16 protein-coding genes are annotated in these 24,393 nt (G+C 67.6%); 13 read left to right on the forward strand and 3 right to left on the reverse strand.

Features of this window, described 5'->3' with window-relative positions; genetic code table 11:
* Positions 1–17 precede the first annotated feature (17 nt).
* The 13 genes from ACYPYD_RS23575 to ACYPYD_RS23635 all read left to right on the forward strand — a co-directional run bounded on the left by ACYPYD_RS23575 (position 18) and on the right by ACYPYD_RS23635 (position 18,534).
* The gene (locus ACYPYD_RS23575; protein WP_459665854.1) at positions 18–494 is read left to right on the forward strand and encodes a VOC family protein; all 477 of its coding nucleotides are present in this window, start codon (positions 18–20) and stop codon (positions 492–494) included.
* Positions 495–543: 49 nt separating this feature from the next.
* Positions 544–1,050: a YybH family protein gene (locus ACYPYD_RS23580; protein WP_051587141.1), complete on the forward strand. Its 507-nt coding sequence runs from the start codon at positions 544–546 to the stop codon at positions 1,048–1,050.
* A 186-nt stretch (positions 1,051–1,236) separates the two neighbouring features.
* Entirely contained in the window at positions 1,237–1,863 is a 627-nt protein-coding gene (locus tag ACYPYD_RS23585) for a TetR/AcrR family transcriptional regulator (RefSeq protein WP_008828585.1), read from the forward strand.
* A 131-nt stretch (positions 1,864–1,994) separates the two neighbouring features.
* On the forward strand, positions 1,995–2,690 hold the full coding sequence (locus tag ACYPYD_RS23590) for a sigma-70 family RNA polymerase sigma factor (protein ID WP_459665856.1): 696 nt from the start codon (positions 1,995–1,997) through the stop codon (positions 2,688–2,690).
* A gap of 33 nt (positions 2,691–2,723) precedes the next feature.
* Entirely contained in the window at positions 2,724–3,644 is a 921-nt protein-coding gene (locus tag ACYPYD_RS23595; RefSeq protein WP_459665857.1) for a FecR family protein, read from the forward strand.
* Positions 3,645–3,675: 31 nt separating this feature from the next.
* Complete coding sequence (locus ACYPYD_RS23600) at positions 3,676–5,985, forward strand: TonB-dependent receptor (protein ID WP_459665858.1); 2,310 nt, start codon at positions 3,676–3,678, stop codon at positions 5,983–5,985.
* A gap of 185 nt (positions 5,986–6,170) precedes the next feature.
* Positions 6,171–13,001 (forward strand): pertactin-like passenger domain-containing protein, encoded by a 6,831-nt coding sequence (locus ACYPYD_RS23605; protein ID WP_459665859.1) that lies wholly within the window; start codon positions 6,171–6,173, stop codon positions 12,999–13,001.
* Between the two features lie 164 nt (positions 13,002–13,165).
* Positions 13,166–14,263 (forward strand): TIGR03032 family protein, encoded by a 1,098-nt coding sequence (locus ACYPYD_RS23610; protein WP_459665860.1) that lies wholly within the window; start codon positions 13,166–13,168, stop codon positions 14,261–14,263.
* Positions 14,264–14,288: 25 nt separating this feature from the next.
* Positions 14,289–14,504, forward strand: a complete 216-nt coding sequence (locus ACYPYD_RS23615; protein ID WP_459665861.1) for a hypothetical protein — start codon at positions 14,289–14,291, stop codon at positions 14,502–14,504.
* Positions 14,455–15,198 (forward strand): SDR family NAD(P)-dependent oxidoreductase, encoded by a 744-nt coding sequence (locus tag ACYPYD_RS23620; RefSeq protein ID WP_459665862.1) that lies wholly within the window; start codon positions 14,455–14,457, stop codon positions 15,196–15,198. Before ACYPYD_RS23615 ends, ACYPYD_RS23620 begins: the two co-directional genes overlap by 50 nt.
* A 204-nt stretch (positions 15,199–15,402) precedes the next feature.
* A complete protein-coding gene (locus tag ACYPYD_RS23625) occupies positions 15,403–15,840 on the forward strand; it encodes a hypothetical protein (RefSeq protein WP_008828576.1) in 438 nt (145 codons plus the stop codon).
* A 10-nt stretch (positions 15,841–15,850) separates the two neighbouring features.
* Complete coding sequence (locus ACYPYD_RS23630) at positions 15,851–17,122, forward strand: hypothetical protein (protein ID WP_459665863.1); 1,272 nt, start codon at positions 15,851–15,853, stop codon at positions 17,120–17,122.
* Positions 17,119–18,534, forward strand: a complete 1,416-nt coding sequence (locus ACYPYD_RS23635; protein WP_459665865.1) for a Dyp-type peroxidase — start codon at positions 17,119–17,121, stop codon at positions 18,532–18,534. The genes ACYPYD_RS23630 and ACYPYD_RS23635 overlap by 4 nt, the downstream gene beginning before the upstream one ends.
* A 185-nt stretch (positions 18,535–18,719) precedes the next feature.
* On the opposite strand, the gene ACYPYD_RS23640 is transcribed toward ACYPYD_RS23635, so the two are convergent.
* From ACYPYD_RS23640 to ACYPYD_RS23650, 3 genes are read right to left on the reverse strand one after another with little or no spacing between them, the layout of a single operon-like run.
* Positions 18,720–19,895 (reverse strand): catalase family protein, encoded by a 1,176-nt coding sequence (locus ACYPYD_RS23640; protein ID WP_459665867.1) that lies wholly within the window; start codon positions 19,893–19,895, stop codon positions 18,720–18,722.
* Positions 19,896–19,898: 3 nt separating this feature from the next.
* Positions 19,899–21,683 (reverse strand): GMC family oxidoreductase, encoded by a 1,785-nt coding sequence (locus ACYPYD_RS23645; RefSeq protein ID WP_459665869.1) that lies wholly within the window; start codon positions 21,681–21,683, stop codon positions 19,899–19,901.
* Between the two features lie 7 nt (positions 21,684–21,690).
* On the reverse strand, positions 21,691–24,138 hold the full coding sequence (locus tag ACYPYD_RS23650) for a hypothetical protein (protein ID WP_459665871.1): 2,448 nt from the start codon (positions 24,136–24,138) through the stop codon (positions 21,691–21,693).
* Positions 24,139–24,393: the final 255 nt, after the last annotated feature.

Genomic DNA, 24,393 nt, shown 5'->3' on the forward strand with positions numbered 1-24,393 from the left:
TCGCAACGGAGAACGCGGTGCTCGATTACAGCAAGGTATTCCACACGGGCGTGCTGGTCCCGGACCTCGACGAAGCCATGGCGTTCTACGGGCGCACGCTGGGGCTGAAGTTCGCCGAGCCCTTCACGCTGGAAGGCTTCCCCGTGTGGACGCCCGAGGCCGGCCTCAAGACGATCACCAATCGCTTCACGATCTCGTGCGAAGGGCCGGTGCGGCTCGAACTGCAGCAGGGGGAGGCCGGCAGCTTTTTCGACTCGGCAGCATCGCGCGGCGACCATGTCGGCCTCTGGGTGGACGACGTGGCGGGTACGGTGGACGACCTGACCGCGCAAGGATGGAGCGTCATCGCCGCCGGGGCCGCACCCGAGGAACGGTGGGGACCGTTCGCCTATGTGAGACCGGCGGGCGGCGGCATGGTCGTCGAACTTGCATCGTCGATGCTGCGTCCTGCCTTCGAGCGATGGTGGCAGGGCGGCCCATTGACCCTGGATTGATGTCCGGCCGTATCGGCACGCACGACATACGCAACACGCGAGGACGACGATGAATGACCTTCTGAACCGGCTGGATGGCGATGCAGGCGTCAGGCGAACCCTGGCTCGCCTTGGAGATTCGATCTTCCGCCGCGATCCCGAGGCGCATGGCGAATGCTATGCCGAGGACGGTGAGTGGCACGCCTTCGGGACCATCACCCGCGGGCGTCAGGCCGTCGTCGATCACTGGTGGAACGTCATGCAGGGCTTTCCCTTCGTCCGGCAGTCGATTTCCTCGCTGGTGATCGAGGTGGACGGGGACACGGCCGCGTCTCGCGGGCATGTGGACGAAGTGCTGCGCATGCCTGACGGATCATATCAGGTGGTGATGGGCATCTATCACAGCACCTTCCGCAAACACGGAGACGAATGGCTCATCAAGGTGCACCGCTACGATCAAGTCTATTACGGGTCGCCGATGCTGGACGGGAAGTTCTTCCCGGTCATGGACTACGGCAAGCCGCCGCACGATCCGGACCCCTCACGCATGACCGCGACGATGGACATCAGCCTCTGACGGAAAGCGGCAGCCCCGGCGCGGCAGCCGGCAACCGATTGGGGACGATCGAAAGGACCCGGCATTATATACGTATGTGCCAAATGAAATCCGGTGCCCGCCGCTGGTGCGAAGGCTTGGCTTCGCTGATCTGCGGCAGTAGCGTGAGCGGTCACGACGTCTCTCCGAAATCGAGGTAAATCGCCCATGCCGCGCATAGTCGATCACGAACAGCGGCGCAGGGAGATCGCCAAAGTCGTATCCGGCATTGTGCTAAAAGGCGGCGTCGAGGCCGTCACCATCCGCGCCGTGGCCGAGGAGTGCGGCTACAGCACCACCATCGTGTGCCACTACTTTCGCAGCAAGCACGAAATGCTGGCCTATACCCAGCGGGTCGCATGGCAGCGGGGACTGGCGCGGATCAGGAAGGCGAGCAGGGACGGCAAGGACTTGCTGGCATGCCTCGACTTCGCGCTGCCCATCACAAGCCCGCGCTGGCAGGACTGGCACTGCTGGCTGGCGTTCTGGGGACAGACCCCGGATATCGAGGGCATCGAAACGGAGTGGTCGGAAAGCAGCACCGTCAGCAACGACGTGTTCGTCGATCTGATCGTGAAGGCACAGGCGCGGGGCGAATTCGATCCGACCGAGGATGCCAGGGACGTGGCGACCGACATCCAGGTCGCGATCAACGGCATCGCGACCCTGGTTGCCATTCAGCGTTCGGACTGGCCTGCCAGGCGTCAGCGCGAAATGCTGCGCAAGCATCTGCTGCGCCTGGGCTACCGGCCGAGGAATCAGGAGCCCGGAATGACGGACGGCACCTCGACCTGATCTCATCGCGCGCCGAATGCACACCCGGCGATCCGCCTTGCGCGCGAAACACCCGGACCTCGGGACGCGATTAGGCGGGCCCTTAGACGAACGAAGAAAGATACGACAGGCGCCTTGCGGCGACCTGGAAAATGCGTTCGTCGATCGGAAGCCGGCGCCCGGCGCGTGGTTTTCCGAACGGGCGCTCCAGTCACAGGTTTGACGGCATACCGTGCTGCGCGTTGTGCGATGCAGCGATGGGGCTTGCAATGCCCCCATTTTGGTTTCTATTTTGTGACAAACGGTTGAACGTGGATCGGCTCTCCAGTGTGATGGATATCGAAGGCGCGGGCTCCAGCAGGCTTGCGGGGGTGTTGCTCGCGAATCGTGCCCGGCTGCGGGCCTACCTCATGGCGCGCGGCGCGGGGGATATTGCCGAGGACATCCTGCAGGAGATGTGGATCAAGGCCTCGTCGATCGACCGAGACGTCGAACCGAGCCCGCTGTCCTACCTTTTTCGCATGGCCGAGCGCCTGCTGCTCGATGCCCGGCGGCAAGGCGCCCGCCGCTCGGTGCGGGATGCCGGCTGGGCCGAGGTCAATGACCGGGACCAGCAGCCCTCGGCCGAGCAGGCGCTGATCGCCCGGCAGCAGGTCGGCATCGCCTCGCAGCGGCTGCGGGACCTGGGGCCGCGCGTGGAACACGTCTTCCGCCGCTATCGGCTGGAAGGCGTGGAACAGCGGGTAATAGCCGAGGAACTGGGCGTGAGCCTGAGCACGGTGGAGAAGGACTTGCGCAAGGCTTACGTCGCCCTTCTGGATATCAGGAGCGGCCTCGATGCGGATTGACGGCGGCGGCGGCGTTATGTGCCGGAGATTATGGTGACGGACAAGGCACGCCTCGACAACGAAGCGCTCGACTGGGTGATCCGGCTGGGCGATCCCCGGTTCGCGGACTGGGATGCGCTGACGGCGTGGCTCGCCCTGTCGCCGGATCACGCGCGTGCTTTCGACATCCTGCAGCTTGCCGAGGTCAAGGCGGTGGACGAGGTGGCGGAGGGGCTTCCCCCTTCCCGGGCCGAGTTCGTCGCGGTCAACGACAACCCTTCGCGGCGATACCTGCCGGCGGGCATCGCCGCTGGGGTGGCGGTGCTGGTGGGCCTCGGCTTGTGGCTGGGCCTCAGGGGCGAGGATGCGCGGCCGTGGCAGGAGTATCGCACTGCGGCCGGCGTGCACCGTGATCTGCGACTGGCCGACGGCACCCGCCTTGCGCTCAACGGCGATACGGTGGTCCGGCTCGATCCCGGCGGGCGCGGGGCGGCGCTGGTGTCGGGCGAGGCGCTGTTCGTCGTGCGCCACGATGCGGCGCGGCCTTTCGTCGTCACCGCGGGCGGGGCGACTATCACCGACCTGGGCACACGCTTCGACGTCGTGAGCGAGCCCGGGCGGCTGGCCGTAAGCGTCGCCGAAGGCTCGGTGGCGGTGGCGGTGGCGCAGGCGGAGGGTGAGGGAGGGCTGGTCCTCACTGCCGGGCAGGGGTTCGAACGGGCAGGAACACGCGGGCGACGGTTCGATCTTGCGCCCGAGGGCGTCGCCGGCTGGCGCGAAGGGCGGTTGCACTACGAGGATGCCCCGGTATCGCTGGTCCTCGCCGACGTTGCCCGCGCGACCGGGCTGCGCGTGGAACTGGAGGGGCAGGGCGGGGACCGGCGCTTTACCGGAACGATCGGCCTCGACGGGCCGCCCGAAGCGGTGAAGGAACGGGTGCGCCTGCTGCTGAGCGCGGACGGCGGTTCGGACTGAGATGCGCGGGCGGGGGGTCTTCGCTCTCGCAATGGCGCTTGTCGCGGCGCCGGACCGGGCCTGCGCCCGCGACCTTGCGATACCTTCGTGCACCCTCGCGGAGGCGATCGACATCATCGCGCGCGGCACCGGCGCCAGCATCGGCACCACCAACCCGGCGCTGTTACGGCGACGGATCGCGTCCAAGCGGGTGTCGGGCGGGGTCGACAACATGCTCCGGCAGATTCTCGGCAACGGCGTGATGCTGCGCCGGCTCGGCGGCGATTCGTGGCTGATCGTCGGCCTGCGCCGGCTTGAAGCGGAGCCCGTGTCCGCCCTGATCCCGATGCGTCCGCCCGAACCCGGCGGTGCGGCGATCGTCGTCGCTCGGAGCCGGAGCGATGCGGCGCTGCATGCGTTTCCCCTCACCGCGCGGGTCATGCCCGGTGCGATGATCGATGCGGCTGCGGCGATGCGAGGCAGCGATGCGCTGGCGGACAGGGTGGCGCTGGTGAGCGGAACGCACCTGGGGCCGGGGCGCGACAAACTGTTCTTGCGGGGGATCGCCGATTCGAGCTTCGCGGTCACCCGTGCGGCGACGGTGGCGCCGTACCTCGGGGAGCAGCGGCTGACCTATCGTGCGGCCGATCCCGGTCTGCTGCCGCTCGACCTGGAGCAGGTGGAGGTGCTTCCCGGCCCCCACGGCACGCTCTACGGTGCGGGCGCCCTGGGCGGCATCGTCCGGTTGCAGCCGCGCGCTCCCGATCTCGGCGAGGCATCGGCGCGGGGCTGGGGCGGAATCTCGGCGACGACGCACGGAGCGATGGGGGGCGACCTCGGCGGCCTGGCCAACCTGCCGGTGGTGGAGGGGCAGCTGGGGTTGCGCGTGCTGGGCTATCGATCGGACGCCGGAGGCTACATCGACGATACGGCGCGCGGGGACAAGGACGTCAATCGTGTGCGCACGACCGGCGGCAGGCTGGCGCTGCGCTACCGTCAGGGCGACTGGACCGCGGACATCGGCGGCGCGGTCCAGGCGATCCGCAGCCACGATGCGCAGTACGCGCAGCCGGGCACGGGATCGGGGGCGGCAGGCGCGCTGGAGCGGCGCAGCGGTGTCGCCGAGCCATCGTCCGACCATATCGCGCTTGCCTCCGCCACGGTGAGGGGCGGCGGCGGGCCGGTGCATGTCAGCGCGACGGTGGGCGCGGTGGAACAGCGCATGGACCAGAACTATGCCGCCACCGCGCGCGACGGCGGCGCGATCCTCTATCGCCAGGCCGACCACGCCAGCCTGGTCACGATCGAGGCTCGGGCGTGGCGGGAGCCCGGCGACGGCCCGAGCTGGGTGGGCGGGGTGAGCATTCTCTCCAGCCGGGCGCGGCAGATCCGTTCCGTGCTGCCCGAAAGCCCCGGCGATCGGCTGCGCGTGCGCAATGACAACACCGAACTCAGTGCTTTCGGCGAAGTGACGCTCGATGCGGGGCCGGGGCTCAGCTTCACCGGCGGCCTGCGCCTCAGCCGCATGACGCTGGATGGGGATGCGCTGGGCAAGCTCGACAGCTTCTACTTCTCGCGCGAGCAGCAGCCGGTGTCGGTGGCGCGCAGCGAGACGCGGCTGCTGCCGTCGCTTGCCGCTACGCTGAAGCTGCATGGCAAGGGGCGGGCCTACACGCGCTACGAGCGGGGATACCGGCCGGGAGGGGTTGCCGGCGGGATCGTCTCGCGCAAGTTCGCGTCCGACCGGATCGGCACGCTCGAAGTCGGCCTTCGCGACGTGGGGACCGGCCCGCTGGAATGGGACGCGACGCTGGCCTGGAGCCGGTGGCGCGACGTGCAAGGGGACCTGCTGACGCCGGTGGGCCTGACGTATACCGAGAATATCGGCGATGCCCGCCTATTCAGCGCCGATGTCACGGGGCGCGCGCAAGTGACGGGGCGGCTGCAACTGCTGGGCGCGGCGATGGTGGTCCGCGACCGGCTGCATCCGCTGGAATACTTGCGCGACGGCAGCCGTTCGCTGCCCAATGTGCCGGGCCTCTCGCTGCGAGGGGAGGCGCGCTATCGCCTGCCGCTGCGCGCGGGGCGGAGCCTCGGGCTCGGCGCGCTGGTCGTGCACGAAGGCGTGTCGCACCTGGGGGCGGGCGCAAACCTCGACTTGCGGCAGGGCGGGGTGACCCGGCTCGACCTGTCGGGGCGGCTGGAACTCGACCGGGCGGTGGTCGCGCTGTCGGTCGAAAACCTGCTGGATGCGCGCGGCAATCGCTTTGCGCTGGGCAATCCCTTCACCTTGCGGGCGGGCGCGCAGACCACGCCGCAGCGCCCGCGCACGGTACGGTTGGGCTTCGAAGCAGGTTTCTGAAGAAAAAGTGTCAATTATGTAATTTCCCTTACGGGTAGGCCCTTGGGGTGGCGTTTTGCCGGCATCGAGGGGGCAACGGGTCGGGTCCCGGGGTTTTTACATCGCCAATGCGCTGCCCGGCTCCGGCCGGTGCGCGCCACGGACCCGACCGACGATTGCTCCTGGACGCTACCAGGGAGCACCACGTGCACGACGACCGCGTTAATACGATCCTCAAGCCCACCCGGCACCTCCGATCCCCCGCCCGTTCACGACCGCGCCGTCATGTATTGCGGCTCGGCACCTGCCTGACCGGCGCCGCCGCCGCGCTGTTGATCGGCACCGCCCCTGCGGCGGCCGCACCGGCCTGCGGCCTGTTGACCCTGACGGCGGTGACCTGCCCGGCCTCGTCCAGCTATCCGGGCGGCATCCATTACGGCGTCGGGGCGGGCGAGACTCCCCAGGACCTGACCGTCCATCTCGGGGACGGCGTTGCGGTGGAAACCGGCGACGACTACGTGAACGGTATCAATGTCACCAACTTCTCGGGCGGTGCGGCGGCGGTGATCGCCGACGGCGCGAGCACGATCGCCACGCAGGGCACCGGTTCGATCGGCGTTGCGGGCAACACCGACGCAGGCGACCTGACGATCCATGTCGGCAGCGTGTCCACCCAGGGGAGCGAGGCACATGGCGTGGTCGCGGGCAGCGTCTCGGGCGCGGTCGATGTCCAGGTCGGCGCGGTAAAGACCGGCGGCGCCTTCTCCGACGGCGTCCACGTTTCCGGCTACAGCGGCGCGATCGGCGTTTCGGCGGGCAGCGTCGAGACCAGCGGGCTCTATTCGCGCGGTATCTACGGGGTCAGCACCCAGGGCAGCCTGACCATCGATGCGGGATCGGTCACCACGCATGGCGACTATTCGGTCGGCATCGACGCGCAGGCGGGCCAGCCGCCGGTGTTCGACGAGGAAACCGGCCAGACCGTGCTGGGCGCGCCGACCGACCTCACGGTCCATGCCGACAGCGTGAAGACGGGCGGCTATGCTTCGGACGGGGTGATCGCCACTAACTTCACGATGGGCGAGACCAAGGTGTCGATCGGCGCGATCGCCACCACCGGGGACGAGAGCTGGGGCGCCTACGCGGGCGGTTTCGGCAACGTCTCGCTCTCTGCCGGGACGGTGGAGACCAGCGGCACCGGCTCGGCCGGGATGGGCGCGGTGAGCATCTACGGCAATGTCGATATCAGCGCGGACAGCGTCACCACCCATGGCGATTTCGCGAACGGCATCAACGTGCTTGCTTATGGTACGGACGCTCAGCTGACCATTACGGCGGGCAGCGTCACCACGGATGGCAACAATTCCGCTGCGATCTATGCGGGGGGCTCGGCAGGCTACCTGGGCGAGAACCACAAGTTCACCGTCAAGGCCGACAGCGTCACCACCAACGGCATCAACACGGCGGGCGTCGTGGTGAAGACGGGTGGCGACGTGGACGTGGACCTCGGCACGGTGACCATCAACGGCGACCGTTCGCGCGGTGTTATCATCCAGAATGCCGATGGCGACGTGACGCTCAACATCGACAGCATCGTCACCAAAGGCGCGGTCGCGCTGGGCCGGGATGCGGTCGGCCTGTCGATCGGCAACAGCTTCGGCACGGTCGATGCCACCATCGGATCGATCACCACGGCGGGCGATCATTCTCCGGCGATCCTGACGAACGGAGTCTATTCCGACCAGCACTTCACCATCGGTTCCCTGACCACCACCGGCGATAACGCGGCGGGCTTCCAGTCCTTCCTCGACCACGGCAACCTCACGCTCGAGGTCGGCGCGATCTCGACCTCGGGCGATGACAGCCCTGGCGTCTACGCGCAGTCCTATGCGGGCGACACGGCGATCAAGGCCGGCCAGGTCACCACCGGCGGGAGCAATTCCACCGGAATCAAGGTCACCGGCGTCAGCACCGACGGGCTCGATCACCAGATCGCCATCGACGCGGGCACGATCACCACGAAGGGCGACCAGTCCTCGGGCGTGGACGTGCTGGCGCTCGGCAACGACGCGACGATCCATGCGGGCTCGGTGACGACCGGCGGCGCCTACGCCTCGGGCATCAAGGTCTCCGCGTTGCGCGGTTACAGCGAGGACGGCACGTTCTTCGGCGGCGACGTGACGGTGGACGCGGGCACCGTGGTCACCACCGGCGACGATTCGCGCGGGATCGAGACGCGCACCGACGGCAAGACCACGATCACCGCCGTCTCGGTGACGACTTCGGGTGCGAACGCGGCGGGCATTCATGCCTATGGCTACGGCGACATCGCCATCGACGCCGGGACCGTGAAGACCTCCGGCTACCGGTCGGACGGCATCAACGCCAACAACAATGTCGGCGGGCTGTCGGGCGGCATCACCATCACCGCCGGGGAAGTCAGCACCACCGGGGCGCTGTCGAACGGCATCCGCGCCGCCGCCTACTACGGCAGCACCGGCATCAAGGCCGACAAGGTGACCACCACCGGCTACGGTTCCGAGGCGGTCTACGGCTGGAGCTACTACGGCAACGTCGATATTGACGTCGGCTCGGTCGCCACCAGCGGAACGGCGGCGCGCGGCGTAGTCGCCTATTCGGGCGGCACGACCACCATCAACGTGGGCGACGTGACCACCAGCGGCGCGAACGTGAACCGGGCGTTCCTGGGCACCGGCATCAAGGCGGTCGGCGCGGCCGTGCACGTCACTGCGGGCTCGGTCAGCACGGCCGCAGACTATTCCGCCGCGATCTACGCCAATTCCAACTTCGTCCACGACAACGGACAGGCAGAGCGCGACATTTCCGTTACCGCCGGCACGCTGGTGACAACCGGCTTCGGGTCCGACGGCGTCGATGCGATCAATATCGGTCGCGGCGGGAACATCGCGATCGACGTGGGTTCGATCAGCACGCGGGGCGATTACGCATTCGGCGTGTATTCCTATGCCGTCTACGGGTCTAACACCGTGACGGTGGGAGATATCGCCACCCGGGGCAAGGTCGGTCGCGGCATCGATGCCACCAGCGTCTACGGCGACGTCACGATCACCGGCAACACGATCGCCACCAAGGGCGACTATTCCTATGGCGTTCTGGCGAAGACCGGCGGCGCGCGTTTCTCTGCCGGCGAAACGCTTGCCGTCGATGTGGGCGAGGTTACGACCGAGGGCTTCGGTTCGGACGGTATCCGGGCACTGAGCCTGGGCCGTCAGATGGACACCGTGATCAATGCAGGGTCGGTGAAGACCTCGGGCGACTACGCCTATGGCATCAATGCCTATACCAACGGCGTGGGCAACGCGATTTCCATCACTGCGGGCACCATCGAGACATCGGGCAAGGAGGCACTCGGGATCCAGGCGGTCAACCTGGCGGTGGCCGGGGACATCTCGATCGACGTCGGCAGCATCACCAACCATGGCGATGTCAGCGCGGCGATCTTTGCCTATTCCTATGACGGCAAGGTCTCGATCGACGCGGGCACCGTCACCGGCGGCGCGATCAGCGTATCGGCGCGCTATGGCGACGTGGACGTGAAGGCGGGCACCGTCACTTCCGACCATTACAACAGCACCGGCATCGCCGTCAACGGCCAGAACATCTCGGTCAAGGTCGACAAGGTCGAGGAGACCGGGACACTCGGCGTCGGCATCCTGGCGCTCGGCGCAAAGACGGTCCTTGTCGATGCGGGCGAGATCCTGACCGCTACCGAAGGCGGCTTCGGCGTCGTCGCAGAGGGCACCGACGTCACCGTGAACGTGGGCAAGGTCAAGACCACGGGGCCGATCGCCACCGGCATCTACGCCGCCGTCTTCGGCACCGGCAATAACGGCGACATCACCGTCACCGATGCCCTCTCGACCGCAGGTGACATCTCCGACGGCGTGTTCGCGATCTCCGGGGGGACCATCGGCATCCACAACCGGGGTACTCTGGAAACCTCGGGGCAGGATTCGCGCGGCATCGTCGGCTTCGGCATGCAGGGCGTGACGATCGACGGAACCGGCACGATCACCACCAGCGGGGAGCGCTCGCTGGGCGTGCTTGCGCAGGCGCTGGGCGGCACAGTCTCGGTCAGCCAGGCGGCGATCAGCACCAGCGGCCACAATGCCGCCGGCCTCTATGCGGGCGTCTATGGCGCGAGCCTCGACGGCCAGCCGCTCAGCGGCGACATCCGCATCGATGTGGGTTCGGTCTCGACCAGCGGCGACCTTTCCGACGGCATCGTCGCGGTGAACGCGGCGCAGGGCGGCGGGATCGACATCACGGCGGGCACGGTGACCACCACCGGAGCCGGATCGGCGGGTATCGTCGCGATCGGTTATTCCGGGGCGATCAGGATCACTGCGGGCGACGTGACCACGACCGGCGACTTCGTGCCGGGCCAGCCGATCGGCGACTATTATTACACCGCGCCGCATTTCAACCACGGCATCTACGCGGTCGGCGCCAGCGTCGACGTGACGGCGACCGGGGCGGTTTCCACCAGAGGAGACTTCGCGACCGGCATCTATGCCGCCGCCCTCGACGGCAAGGTCACCATCCACGCCCGGGATGTCGCCACGACCGGCGACAAGGCGGCTGCCGTGCGCGGCTATTCGGCGAGCGAGGGCGTGTCGGTCACGACGACCGGGACGATCTCGACCAGTGGCCGTAACGCCTACGGCGTACTGGCCTTCGGCGCGGGTCCGCTCGATGTGACCAACAGCGGTGATATCGCCACCTCTGGCCAGTTCGCCCACGGCATCTATGCGCTGGGCGGAACCGGGGCGGTCTCGACCGTATCGATCGCCAACTCCGGCAAGGTGGCGACGAGCGGGGAGGCCGCCAACGCGGTCCGCGCGATCAGCCATGGCGGCGACGTGGACGTGGTCTCCACCGGCACGGTCGAAGCCTCGGGCAAGTACGCCTCGGGCGTGCTCGCGGTCGTCGAAAGGCCCGGGCGCGGCGGCGACAAGGTCGCACTGGCCGAGGGCGAGGCCGAGGCGCTGCCGATGCTGACGGTGGACGTCGGCAAGGTCACCGTTTCGGGCGAGGGTTCGGCGGGCGTGGTCGCTCTCAGTTATCGCGGCGACGTGTCGGTCAAGGCGCAGGCGATCGACGCCTCGAAGGGCGGAGCCGGCCTCTCGACGATCTCTGCGGGCACCACCAGCATCGAGGTCGGCAACGTGTCTTCAGGCGGGCGCGGCATCCTGACGATCAGCGCCGGCGATGCCGAGGCCACCGTCACCGGGTCAGTGATCGCACCCAACCACGTCGCGATCGAGATGAACTCCTTCAGCGGCGACACCGTGCTCAACATCGGCAAGGGCGCGACGGTCATCGGCGGCGGCCAGCACAACCCGGCCGACGATCCTTATGTGGGCATCGGCAATGCGGTGATCCTGGGCTCCTACACCGGCGTGACGCTCAACAACGCGGGCACAATCCGCAACCTGGGCGACGGCTACACGGTCTACATGGCGGACCTCGGCATCGGCGACGAGCTGACCACCGTTTACGGCGCGGCCATCACCAACTCCGGCCTGATCGAGGGCAACGTGAAGATGACGGCGGTGGATGACACCTTCGTCAACAGCGGCCGCTTCGATGCGACGAAGGACAGCGACTTCGGTGCCGGACGGGACGTGTTCACCAACAGCGGCATCCTGGCGGTGTCGAGCGGTACATCCGCTGCGGCACGGGCGGCTGCCGCGCCGGTTTCAGTCACGTTCAAGGGGCTGGAGCGGTTCGAGAACAGCGGCCTCATCGACCTGCGCGGCGGAGCGGCGGGCGACACGCTGACGCTGACCGGCGACTATTTCGGTTCGGGTAATGCCCAACTCGGGCTCGATCTCGGGAAGGGCGTTGCCGACAAGCTGGTGATCCAGGGAGCGGCGACCGGGTCCACCGGGATCGTGCTCAACCAGAGCGCATCCGATGCCACGTTGCTGACCAAACCGATCGAACTGGTGAAGGTCGGCGCGGGCAGTGCATCGACGGCGTTCCACATGGCGGCGCCGGACGTCGGGCTGGTGCACTATGCGCTCGCATACGAGGCAGGCAGCTTCGGCCTGACCGCGCAGGCCGGTGCGCCGGTCTATCGGCTCGCGCGGATCGGCGAAGGGGCGCAGGCGATCTGGGACCAGTCCGCGCAGGCATGGAGCAGTCACATGATGCAGCTGCGCGATGACGTGCAGCCCGCCGCCCGTCTGTGGGGCCAGGTCTACGGCGGCGTGAGCAACCGCGACGCCGCGCAGGCGATCGGCAGCACCGACTATGCCCTCGACTACCGCCAAGACTTCTACGGGTTCCAGGTGGGCATGGATCTCGGCGGGTCGATGAACGATGCGGGCTCCGCCGTGTTCGGCGTGACGGCGGGCTACATCAGCTCGCGCCAGAATTTCGAGCGCGGCGGCGACCGGGCGGAATTCGACACGGTCAACGTGGGTGCCTACGGCTCGGTCAGGCGCGGGGCGTTGTTCGGCAATGCTCTGGGCCAGTATGCACACCACGCGATCGACGCGCACGGCCGGGTTCTCGACTGGTCGGACAAGACCAGCGGCGACGGTTACGGCCTGCAGGGCGAGATCGGCGCGCGGCTGGGCTCCGACAAGGTGTTCGTCGAGCCATTGGCCTCGCTGGCGTGGCAGAAGACGGATATCGCCGGGCTCAACCTGCTGGGTCAGTCGATCGAATTCGGCAAGCTCGACGGGCTGACCGGCAAGCTGGGCGCGCGGATCGGCGGCACGGCCAGGGTCTTCGGAACCGAGGCGGTGTTCTATGCCCGGGGAAGCTGGGTCCACCAGTTCGAGGGCAGGCCCGCCGCGACGCTGGTGAGCGGGGGCACCTCAGAAAGCATCGAGGGCCGCCGCATGGGCGACTACGGGCAGGCGGCGCTGGGCGTGACGATCCTCTCCGAAGGCCCGGTCAGCGGCTTCGTAGAGGGTAACGCCACCTTCGGTTCCAGCACACGGGGCGGCGGCGGCCGCGCCGGCGTGCGCTTCAAGTTCTGATCCCGATACCACGAGGGCCGGGTACGCACCCGGCCCTCGCCACAAGCAGAGAACACGACATGACCGACACCGGCTCTGATTCTGGCCCTGATTCTGGCCCCGCTTCTGATCTCGCCACCGCCGAGCGTCCGGCCTCCGCTTCCCCCCCGGAGGCGGAGGCCGGAATGGCTGCGATCCAAACCACCACCGGCCGCGCGTCCGCCCCGGGAGCGGAAGCGGCTACGCTCGCACCCGGCGCCACCAACATCGCCGTCTCGCGCGGGTTCAACGCCTGGCTGCGCACGCACCGGGTGAGCCTGGCCTTCACCTCGTACCAGACCGGGCAACTGTTCCTCGTCGGTGCCCACGCCAATGGCACCGTCTCGTTCAACCAGCAGAGCTTCAGCCGCGCGATGGGCTTGTGCTGGCGGCCGGGGCGGCTCTACCTCGGCTCGCTGTCGCAGCTCTGGAGGCTGGAGAACATGCTGCGTCCCGGCGAACTGGGCAACAAGGCGTTCGACGCCGTGCTGGTCCCGCGCAATGCCCAGACCATCGGCGACGTCGATATCCACGAGGTCGGCGCGGACCGGGACGGCCGGGTGATCTTCGTCAACACCAAGTACAGCTGCCTCGCCACGCTGGACCTGACCCACAGCTTCAGGCCGATCTGGAAGCCGGCGTTCATCTCCAAGCTGGCGCCGGAGGACCGCTGCCACCTCAACGGCATGGCGATGGCGGACGGGGAGGTGCGCTACGTCACCGCCGTCAGCCGCTCCGACGTGCTCAGCGGCTGGCGCGAGCGGCGGCATGAGGGCGGGGTGCTGATCGACGTGCGCGACGACCGCATCGTCACCGACCAGCTTTCGATGCCGCATTCCCCGCGCGTGGTCGGCGAACAAGTCTACGTGCTCGACAGCGGACGGGGCCAGATCGTGCGGATCGACCCCGCGAGCGGCGAGAAGACCGACATCGCGTTCTGCCCCGGCTTCCTGCGCGGCATGGCCATCCACCATGGCCATGCCATCGTCACACTCTCGAAGCCGCGCGACGGCACTTTCAAGGGCCTGCTGCTCGATGGCGAACTGAAGAAGCGCGATGCCGAGGCGTGGTGCGGCCTCATGGTCGTGAACCTCGCGACCGGCCACATCGTCGAATGGGTGCGCCTCGAAGGCCACATCACCGAGTTGTTCGATGTCGCCGCCATGCCGGGCGTGGCCTGCCCCATGTCGGTCGGCCCGCAGACCGAGGAAATCCGGAGCACGATCACCTTCGATCAGCTTTGAACGACCCAGGGAGGGAGCGAAGGTCGTGGTGGTTGCCCCTGCCGCGGCCTTCGTCTCGGTTTATCGCGGACGGGCCGGAAAAGAAGACAGTCGGGATCTGGAAATCGAAGATCCGGTGAGCATCTGGAAAGCGGGCGGCCGCGCAATGGACCCGGAGGCCGCCAGATCGAATGTACCGGCATGGACAGCCAATGACGATTATGTCCTTCTTGGCGATCATGCGAAATCGCGGCATCGATGAAGGGCACTGGCTCATCGTTGGGAGAGGTCGATGGCTACAAGGACCGCGGAGCAATATCCGCCGGAACATTATTCCGGGTGGTTGTTCGGCGCCGACGACACGCCCATCGCGTTCGACAGCTTCAACGCGGAGATCGTCGTCGATTTCGATGGCGGATGGTCGGAACTTCGACGCTTGGCTCTATCAGTTTGATGTCAACGTCCATGCGCCGTTCACGCTGATCCAACTGGTCGTCCCGATCATGGAAAAGCGCGGCGGTGGCCGTATCATCAATCTCTCCACCGGCAGCGGCGAAGTCTTCCGGATGCCGGAGGAGCCGCGCAAACTGGACGCTGTCGGCGAATTCAGCCTCGCCGTGCCCGGCTATTATTCGAGCAAGCGGGCGCTCGATCGGCTCGGGAACTGCCTTGCGCCCGAACTGGCGCAGAAAAATATCTTCATCATCGGCCTCCACCCAGGTCTTGTCGCGACCGAGCTGGTCGCCATCCGCGTGCGGGAAGCCGGATTGGACGACAGCGTGGCAGTGTCGATGACGGTTCCCGCCCGAATGATCGTCTATTTTTCCGCCTGCGAAAATCCGGCCGAATATACGGGCAGGTTGTTCTGGGCCGAGCGCGAACTGGCCGACATGGCTATTCCATTGGACGGTATCGCCCAGCCTTTCGTGAACACCGGATCGACACCGGCCGCTTAACAACCAATGTCAGTAGTGACAGAGTGTGCGGAATAGTACACTCCGATTGACGACCTTCGTTCGGTGTGTTGACCGTATTGTGGCGAAATGAATCAACGCTGACATATGAATAATGTCCTTGGTAACTAACTAAACATACAAAAATTTGTATTTTATTGATTTCTGATACGCACAGACCTGGCAGGCTGATTTGGGAGGATCGCCATGGGACAGTCGGTATCGCAGTGGCTCAAGATGGACCAGGCTGCGCTCGATGCGCTGTTTTCCGCGCATGAGGCGGGGCCGATTCCCGATGGCGAGGCCAGGGGGACGGCGATCATCGCGCCGGGCACCTCGGTTTCGGACGAGATCGCCAAGCTCATCAACATCTTCGCCTGGCAGGGCAAGGTCTTCGACGGCGAGCATGGTTTCCTGCGCAACACCATCCTGCCGTTCGGGCTCAAGGCGATCGTCGCCAAAGTCTACAAGGAGCCGAGCTGGCTGGACGGAAAGGAGTGCATCGTGCTCGACTATTCCGACACCTCGCTGCTGGCATCGCACGTGCGCGACGAGATCCGGATGATCGAGCCGGGGCTCTATCTGGGCAAGGTCTACTGGGACAAGACGCGGCTGATCGACTTCGCGCTCGAGTTCGGCGGCTGATCGGGCCGCCGTGATTCGGCAGGGACACATCTTCATCGCCTCGCCCCTCCGCTTCGGCGTACGCGTCGAACTGGAGCGGACGCTGGCGTCGATGACCTCGTCTCCCGGCCAGGCAGAGCCCGAGAACTGGCTGGTGCCGTTCGGGCGGCTCAAGCGCATCCATGTCGCGCGGTTCGTCGTGCTCGACGATCCCTCGCTGCGGGACCGCATCGCGCTGGCCGAGAGCCTGCCGGTGACCGAGCCGGTGCGATTGGCGTTCATCGCCGACTACGATGGCGGGGATGCGGAGTTCCTCGAGGCGCTGGCGGTGGTGGCGGGGCCGGGGCTGCGCAAGATATTCGGGTTCTGCATCGACTTCGAACCGCGCACCGACCTCATCGCGTGGATGCGCGCGCATCGCTGCCGGACGGCGGCCAATTACATCAACTGGCGCGGGCGGGGCACCCGGCAGATTGCCGAGGAGGCGGCGCTCCATCGCGCGCTGCGCGCGGCGCGGCTGGCGCACCGGACGGAAGATCCGGAAACGCTCTGGCCGATCCTTGCGCAGGCGGGGCAGGCGGTGCCGCTGACGCCGCTACAGAAGATGCCGCTGCTGCACAGGCTTGGCGACATCGCCCACTTCCTGCTGCTCCCGGTGCTCGCCCTGGCGCTGCTGCCGCTGATCGTGCTGGGTCTGCTGCCGTTCGTGCTGCTGCTGCGCCGCCGGGAGAAGACCGACCCGGTGCTCGCCCCGGTGCCTGACCGGGAGCGCAACCGCATGCTCTCGGCGCAGGAGGACCACGACATCACCAACCAGTACAGCGCCATCGGCTCGCTCAAGCCGGGGCGATTCCGGCGGTGGCTGGTGGTGGTGATCCTGTGGATAATCGGCTGGGGCGCGCGGCACATCTATCGCAAGGGGCGGCTCGCGCGGGTGAACACGATTCACTTCGCGAGCTGGACGTTCCTCGACGACAGGCGCCGCGTCTATTTCGCCAGCAATTACGACGGTAGCCGCGAGGCGTACAACGACGACTTCATCAACAAGGTGGCCTTCGGGCTCAACCTGTCGTTCTCCAACGGCCTGGGCTATCCGCGCACCGACTGGCTGATCCGCGGCGGAGCGAGGCGCGAGGAGGATTTCAAGCGCTACCTGTTCCACCACCAGATCCCGACGCAGGTATGGTTCAAGGCATTCCCAGGGCTGTCCAACTACGACATGGCGCGCAATGCCCGCATTCGCGCGGGGTTCGAGGCGAGGCCGCGCGGGCGTGCGCTGCGCCGCTGGATCGCCGAGATATGAACGGGCGCCGAGAGATGACAGGGCTGGGCACCGACGTGCAGGCGCTCGTCGGGCGCGGTTTCGGGTCGCTCGACGGTGCGCGCTATGTGCTGCTGCAGGTTGCGCAGCCGGGCGCGGCGCGGGCGTGGCTGCGCTCGCTGGCGGTGACGACGCTGGCCGAGGCGGAGGCGCGGCGGCTGGAGCGGGTCTGCCAGCTGGCCTTCACGGCGGCGGGACTGCGGGCACTGGGCCTGCCGGCGGACGATGTGCCCGGCTTCGCGCCCGAGTTCCTCGACGGGATGGCGGGCGATCCCTCGCGCTCGCGGCGGCTGGGGGACGTGGAGGAAAGTGCGCCCGAATACTGGCGCTGGGGCAGCGGAGAGGCGGAGCCGCATGTGCTGCTGATGCTGCTGGCGGGGGAGGGCGACGTCGCCGCGTGGCAGGATGCGATACTCGGCGCTATGCCGCCGGACGCCTGCACGCTCCTGCGTATCAACGACGCGAGCGGACCGGTCGGGCGCGAGCCGTTCGGCTTCGTGGACGGTGTCTCGCAACCGGAGGTCGACTGGGAGGGGACGCTGAGACCCGGCGGGGCGAAGGACCGCGACTATCGCGATCGGATCGCGCTCGGCGAATTCCTGCTGGGGCATGGCAACGAGTACGGGTTCGTGGCGGATCATCCGGTGCAGCGGGGGATCGGGCGTAACGGGACGTACCTCGTCTATCGCCAGTTGATGCAGGACGTGGGCGGCTTCTGGGACTGGACCGCGCGGATTGCCGGCAGGGACGGGGCAGTCGCGCTGGCCGAGCGGATGGTGGGGCGCGGTATCGACGGGCACCCTCTGCCTGAACTGGCGGCGCAGGGGCTCAACGGCTTTACCTTCGCGGGCGACCCGGACGGGATTGCATGCTCGGTGGGCGCACACGTCCGCCGCGCCAATCCGCGCAGCGGCGACGACCCGCAAGGACGGCGCGGGTTCCTGCGGGATGTGGTGTCCTCGCTCGGTTTCAAGGGCACGGCCATCCATGACGCGGTGGCCTCGGCGCGGTTTCACCGGCTCCTGCGGCGGGGGCGACCCTATGGCGCGGCGCCGGAGCCGCTTGCGGTGATCGCCGGGGAGGCGGTGGCGCAAGAGTGCGGGCTGCACTTCATCTGCCTCAACGCCAGCCTCGCGCGGCAGTTCGAATTCGTGCAGGGTAGCTGGATCGCCAGCCCCTACTTCGGCGGGCTTTCGGGCGAGCAGGACCCGCTGCTGGGCAACCGCTGTCCGGTCCGCAGCGGGCAGGCGACGGACGCCTTCGCGTGGCACGACGGGGAGGGCAATCCACGCCTCGTCGCCGGACTGCCGCGCTTCGTGACGGTGGTGGGCGGGGCGTACTTCTTCCTGCCGGGGATCGGCGGGCTGGCGCGGATACTCGAGGACGCACCCTAATTCGTCATTGCTTCGCTGTGCTTGCGGGTGGCGAAAAGCTGGCGTGTGACCGACTTCAATTTAATCATCGTCATTCCCGCGAAGGCGGGAACCCAACTCCTGAAGTGGCAAATTGCACCGTCATCAGATGGGTCCCCGCCTTCGCGGGGATGACGGACGGTGTTTCAGTCAAACACGATCAGGCCCTAGTCGAACTGTTCGTGCCCGGTCGGCTCGGCGTGGCTTTCGCCGTTCTTGCCCTGCCGGTAGCGCGACATTTCGAAGTAGAGCCGCCGCCGCGCGCGGTTCTGGTTGCCGAGGGGGCGGTGCTCCGGGACGCAGTGCCAGGGGTTCCACGTCAGTTGTCGGGCGAAGGCGAACTGTGCAGGCGCGCGGAATTCCTGGGCCGCGATCGAGATCCGCGCCACCGGAATATAGGGCGTGCGCGCCGGGTCCCACAGCACCGCGCCCTGCTCGATCGGCTGAAGGAACGGGTCGCGCTGCAGCCTCAGGCGCATCTCGAAGCAGGCCTCGCCCTCGCGCAGCGAAGCGGCGAGGTTGTCGCGCAGGTAGTCGTCGCCGGGGCGCAGCGGCAGGTGGGGAATGCGCGTCGTGACAGGGGTGAGGGGGTGGAAGCTGTACTGCATCGCCTGCCCCTCTCCCAGCAGGTAGGGCGTGCAGGAGAAGTAGGTGTTGGCCAGCGGATTGGCGAGCGTGCGGTTCCACAGCGCCTGCATGATGAAGTCGCGCACGTGCGGGCGCTTGAGGTTCAGGAAGTACCAGACCCCCATCTCGCGGCGGCTCCAGTATTGCAGGTGCGCGTTGGTGCGCGTGTCGGGCGTGGGGAAGGTGATGACGGTGACCGAGGTGAAGTCCTGCGTGAAATGCTCGTCGTCCATCAGCTTGGGGCCGGGCACGTCGCATAGCTTCACGCTCATCGAGCCGAAGCCGACGTCGTCGATGTCGGGCTCGACATGGGGGCCGGGGTTGGAGAAGCGGACCCATGCCGGAAAGCTGCGCTCCGCCGCGAAGACGCCTCGGCGCACGTGCTCTGGCAGGCCCGGCAGTACCGTGAAGGTCGCCCGGACGAGGCCGTGCGTCTTGGTATTGCCCGCGCGTTCGTAAGTGCCGGGAGTGAAGTCGAGGTCGAGGTGATGCTGCATCTCGGCGATGATGGTGTCGAGGCTGATGTCCTCGTCGGGATCGATGCGCTCCTGCGCCAGCGGGGGCACGTCGCGGCTGCGGGTGAGGTTGATGGTCCAGTTGAAGAACCGCGTCAGCGGCATCCGCACCACCGCGTCGAGCGCGGGGCGGAAGAAGGGATCGAAGCGCCGCTCGAAATGGAGGCCCGCTTCGAGCAGGCGGTGCAGAAAGCGCAGCATCGGTCAGCTCTCCCTATTCAGGCGCAGGATGTCGGCGGCCAGTTTCTCGGCCGCGAGGTAGATCGGCGCGGCTATGAACAGGCCGGGGATGCGCGGGAAGATCGAGGCATCGACCACGCGCAGCCGCTCGATCCCGTGGACCCGGCCGGTGGGATCGAGCACCGGCCCGATCGCTGCGCTGCCGCAGGCGTGGTGTCCCCATGCGTTGGCGCGGACCCAGTCGCGCAAGGGCGCGCCGGTGACGTGGGCGCCGGGCAGTTCCTCCTCGGCGATCACCCCGCGCGCGATCAGCGGGCGGGCGAGGGCGCGGGCCATCTCCAGTCCTTCGACGAGGCCGGTGAGGTCGGCCTCCCCGTTCTGCGCGAAGTGGGCGAAGTCGATACGCGGCGGATCGCGCGGGTCGGCGGAGGCAAGGCGCACGGTGCCCGCGCGGTTGCCGGTCTGGCCCTTGAGCACGGTCCAGCTGAACCCGTCGAGCCCCGGCCAAAGCTCGGCGGAATAGCCGGGATAGTACCCTTTAAAGCGCGCCATGAGCCCCATCAGGAACAGGTCGGGCGCGTGGTCCCGGGCAGTGCTGGAGCGGCGCAGCGCGGCAAGTGCCGCGCCGTTCGAGATGTACATCCCCCGCCGCCGCTTCCGCCACATGCGGTGCAGCGGGTCACCGGGGGCGAAGGTCGCGCCCTGCAGCGAGCGCCATGGTTTCGCCATGCGGTGGACGAGGCCGATCTCGTAGCGGTCCTGCAGGTTGCACCCGACTTGCGGCAGGTGCTTGCGGCAGGCGATGCCGTGTTCAGCGAGATGGCCGGCGTCGCCGATGCCCGATAGCATCAGCAATTGCGGCGTGGCGAAGGCGCCGCCTGCGAGGATGACCTCGCGCCGGGCGAAGCTGGCGCCTTCCTCGCTTATGGTGCCGGAGCTTGGGCCCGCCTGCGGGCTGGCGTGGTGAAGGTGGCGGCCTTTCAGCCATGCGACGCCGTTTGCGACCCCGCTCCTGTCGAACAGGACGCGGGTGGCGAGGCAGTCCGTCAGGATCGTGATGCGATCCGGATGAGCCTCGCGCACGGCCTCCAGCCGCTCGCGCGCGCCGCTGCGGGCGTGGCCGCGCGTGGTGAGCGGGGTGTAGCAGACCTGTTCGCGGTCCTGCCGCCTGTCGTCGTTGGGATCGCCCCAGTCGCGCAGGAACACGCCGATGCGCGAGAGCCAGTTTCGGCCCCGTGCCACGTCCACCAGCGTCGCCAGCAGCAGTGAGCGGATCAGCGCCGCATCGCGAAAGGCGCGCATCGGCGCCGCTTTCTCGACCGGCAGCCAGCCGTCCCAGCCATGTCCTGTCGGGTCGATGCCGAGGCGGGCGAGCAGGCGCCAGAGCGGGCGGTGGCGGCAGTCCTCGACCACCTTGCGGTGCCTTCGCATCGCTTCGGGCGACCAGCCCGGATCGCCGGTCAGGGTGGCCAGATGTGCCCAGTCGCTGTCGGGGGGGACCAGGAAGATCATCGCATTGTGCGCCGTGCAGCCCCCCAGCGCGCCTGCACGGGGGTAGCTGACGAGATCGCCTGCAGGAGCGGCGAAATGCCGCACGCGGTAGTCCCACGCGAATTCAGGGTTCTCCGAGGCGAAGGGATGGAAGGCGGGCACCGCGTAGTCCGCCTGTGTCCTCGCGTCCCCGGCGCAGGGGTCCGGCCCGGCCTCGATCACCAGCACCCGCATTCCCGCTTCGGCAAGCCGCGCCGCGACGGTGCCTCCGGCCGCGCCCGACCCCACCACGATGTAGTCGTGTTCGGGCTGCGGCACCGCCTGCTCAGAGCGTCTTGAGGTATTCGACCAGTGCCCGCTTGTCCTCGTCGGACAGGACAGGCTCGCGGCCGAAATCGCGCTCGTCGCGGGTGCGCTGATAGCGGTTGAACTCCTCCGTGCCGAAGTAGTGGCCGCGATTGACCACGAAGTCGGGGCACTTGTTGAGCGCCATCAACGGTCCCCGCAGCGAGGCGAAGTGAGCGCGCACGGCCGCGTCGTCGGCCCCGCGCGGCAGGGTCAGCAGGCCCTTCTTGAGCTGTGCCAGCAGCACGATGAGGTCGCGGTAGTGGCGGGCAATCACCACCGGGTCGCGGCTCTCGGCTAGCGGCTGGAGCGAGGCGAGCAGGTTCACGGGCATTCCCTTGGGGATCGGCCCCAGTTCGATGTCGCCGTCCGCGTTCTCCAGCGTGCGCAGGGCCTTGCGCGCCTGATCGTCCAGCGGTCCCGGGGCGTCGGGGATGAACGAGGAGGGCACGTAGAGTTTGCTGCGCGTCGTCGTGCGGTCGATCATGCCCCAGGCGCCGGGCAGCATCGCGTCGCGTTCCCGAAGGTTCGGCCAGAGCATCTTGGCGATGCCGTCGTCGAACGCCGCCATGCGCCCGGCGACGGACGGGTCGCCGTTGAACGTGCCGACCGTGTTGGCCAGCAGGAACGGCGCGGTCGACCACAGCGAGACCAGCGAGGGCACGCGCGTATAGCCGCGTCCTCCGGCGGGCATGCGATAGGCGCGGGCCTCTCCGGTGAAGGGGTCCTGATAGGCGACGGTGCCGACCGAGGGCAGGACCTTGTAGCTTTCGGACGAGAAGTTGTCCCAGATGTTCCCGCGCAGGGCATTGGTCGCCAGCGGGCTGCACAAGTTGGTGCGCAGCAGCGTCACCGGGATGCGCGCGTCGGTGCTGAAGTAGTTGCCCTGGCGGAAGTCCGGCCGCGCGACGAGGGCGCGCATCCTGCCCTTGAAGTCCTCGGTCTGGGTCCAGCGCCACCATGCCTTGAAGCGCGTCAGGTAGTCGGGGCCGATGGCATCGACCAGCGAAGCGCCTGCGGGCGCGTCGGGCTGCTTGCTGGAGTGGCAGCGCGCGCAGGTATTGGCGAAAGCCATCGCGCCGCGCTGGAGCACTTGCGGGCTCGCCTTGAGGTAGCCCGCACCGCCCGGCGCATTGGCCAGAGGATCGGGCCGCGCGGCCTTGAGGAAGAACAGCGCGGTAAGCGGCGTCCCCGCCTCCGTCGCGCGCCAGTAGGCGGAGTTGCGGCGGGCGGTGGCGATCTCGATCGGGCTGATGATCTTGCCGCCGACAACCGGGTTGAAGTGCGTCAGCCACTCTTCCGAGAACAGCCCGATGTTGAGATAGACGCGGTTCAGAGCCCCCAGCGCGCCCACCGCGTCGGCGCCGTCCTTGAGGACGTGCGGTGTCCAGACCGTCGCAGGCTTCGCGAAATACTGCGTGAGCGGGCCGGAATCGAGGATGTCGTTGAACTGGACGTTCTTCGTGCTGCCGCCCGCCAGCGTTTCGCGCCCGAACTTGCGCGCGGCGCCGAGCCGGTCGCCGAGCAGGTAGACCGCGTTCATCGTGCGCGGGTTGTTGATGTTGTCGGTGGAGACCAGCGAAGTGTCCATCGCGCCAGGCCGGTACGTCGAGACGAGCTGGTACATGTAGTTCGACGGGTCGGCCTTCCACATGAACAGTCGGTCCACCCACATGTACTGCGCGCCGACCGTGGAGTTGAGGTTGGCGAAGGCGGGTTTCTCGGGATCGGCGGGCGGGCGCGTCGGGCTGGGGCCGAGGTGGCAGAACCCGCAGCTCATGCCCACGCGGTAGGGGCGCACCAGCCTGGGATCGTTGTAGTAGCGCGCGTCGCTGTAATAGCGCTTCGCGTCCCAGCGGGCCTTCGCCTTCTCGTCGAAGTCCGGATTGGGGAACAGGCGCAGGCCGAGGATGCCCGAGGGCTCGCCGAAGTAGGAGCCGACCGGCACCGTCGTCCCGCGCGCCCCGATGCGGATGCCGGGGTACTTCTTTTCATTCGCGAAGGGATCGGGTGCGCAGCCCGGATCGCGCGTGTCTCGCCAGAGGCCGTAGCCGTCCGGATTCGTCGGCGCGGAAAAGCAGGGTTCGTTGACAAGGCCCATGACTTTCCAGCGCGTCGGCCGGGCATTGGGGCTGCCGGGCGGCGGGGCGACGATCTTGAGCAGGTCGAAGCCGCCCAGCGTCGGCTTGCTCATGGTGTCCCAGAAGCGGTCATTGCCGCCGCTCCACACCAGCCACATGTTGCGGCCCTTCACTTCGTCGGGGGTGAGGGTAACGCCGTCGTCCATTTCGTGGAAGTAGTCTTCGTCCGCCTGGACGAGCGTGTCGTCGCGTACGCCGACTTTCTGCGCCTCGTCCTTCGGCCCGCCGTGACAGGCGGCCAACGCCGCGAGCGATCCGCTCAGGAGTATTCCTCTGGCGATCACCATGCTCCCCCCTCTCGACAGCACCTTGCCTGACTATGCCCTTCAAGGAGGCTCCCGTTTCGCAGGGCGGTCAAGTGACGATATTTGTAATGGAAGAAGACGATGGTTTCCGGATTGCCGAAGTTCACCAATAGTCGTCATGATATTCAACGGCTTGTAGAGTGAACGGCGTTCGGTGAAGTTAAGCGGTCCTGTTTGATGGCATGTATCGTCATGATTTGGGGGCTTGCGGCGTCCGGTAAATAGTGTTCGTGAAAA

The organism is Novosphingobium sp. 11B (genome assembly GCF_054589055.1).

Coding starts and splice junctions, on each gene's coding strand:
- ACYPYD_RS23600 (WP_459665858.1), top strand. CDS start 3,676: ATGGCGCTTGTCGCGGCGCCGGACCGGGCCTGCGCCCGCGACCTTGCG.
- ACYPYD_RS23625 (WP_008828576.1), top strand. CDS start 15,403: ATGGGACAGTCGGTATCGCAGTGGCTCAAGATGGACCAGGCTGCGCTC.
- ACYPYD_RS23635 (WP_459665865.1), top strand. CDS start 17,119: ATGAACGGGCGCCGAGAGATGACAGGGCTGGGCACCGACGTGCAGGCG.
- ACYPYD_RS23585 (WP_008828585.1), top strand. CDS start 1,237: ATGCCGCGCATAGTCGATCACGAACAGCGGCGCAGGGAGATCGCCAAA.
- ACYPYD_RS23580 (WP_051587141.1), top strand. CDS start 544: ATGAATGACCTTCTGAACCGGCTGGATGGCGATGCAGGCGTCAGGCGA.
- ACYPYD_RS23590 (WP_459665856.1), top strand. CDS start 1,995: ATGCGTTCGTCGATCGGAAGCCGGCGCCCGGCGCGTGGTTTTCCGAAC.
- ACYPYD_RS23610 (WP_459665860.1), top strand. CDS start 13,166: ATGGCTGCGATCCAAACCACCACCGGCCGCGCGTCCGCCCCGGGAGCG.
- ACYPYD_RS23640 (WP_459665867.1), bottom strand. CDS start 19,895: ATGCTGCGCTTTCTGCACCGCCTGCTCGAAGCGGGCCTCCATTTCGAG.
- ACYPYD_RS23620 (WP_459665862.1), top strand. CDS start 14,455: ATGACGATTATGTCCTTCTTGGCGATCATGCGAAATCGCGGCATCGAT.
- ACYPYD_RS23650 (WP_459665871.1), bottom strand. CDS start 24,138: ATGGTGATCGCCAGAGGAATACTCCTGAGCGGATCGCTCGCGGCGTTG.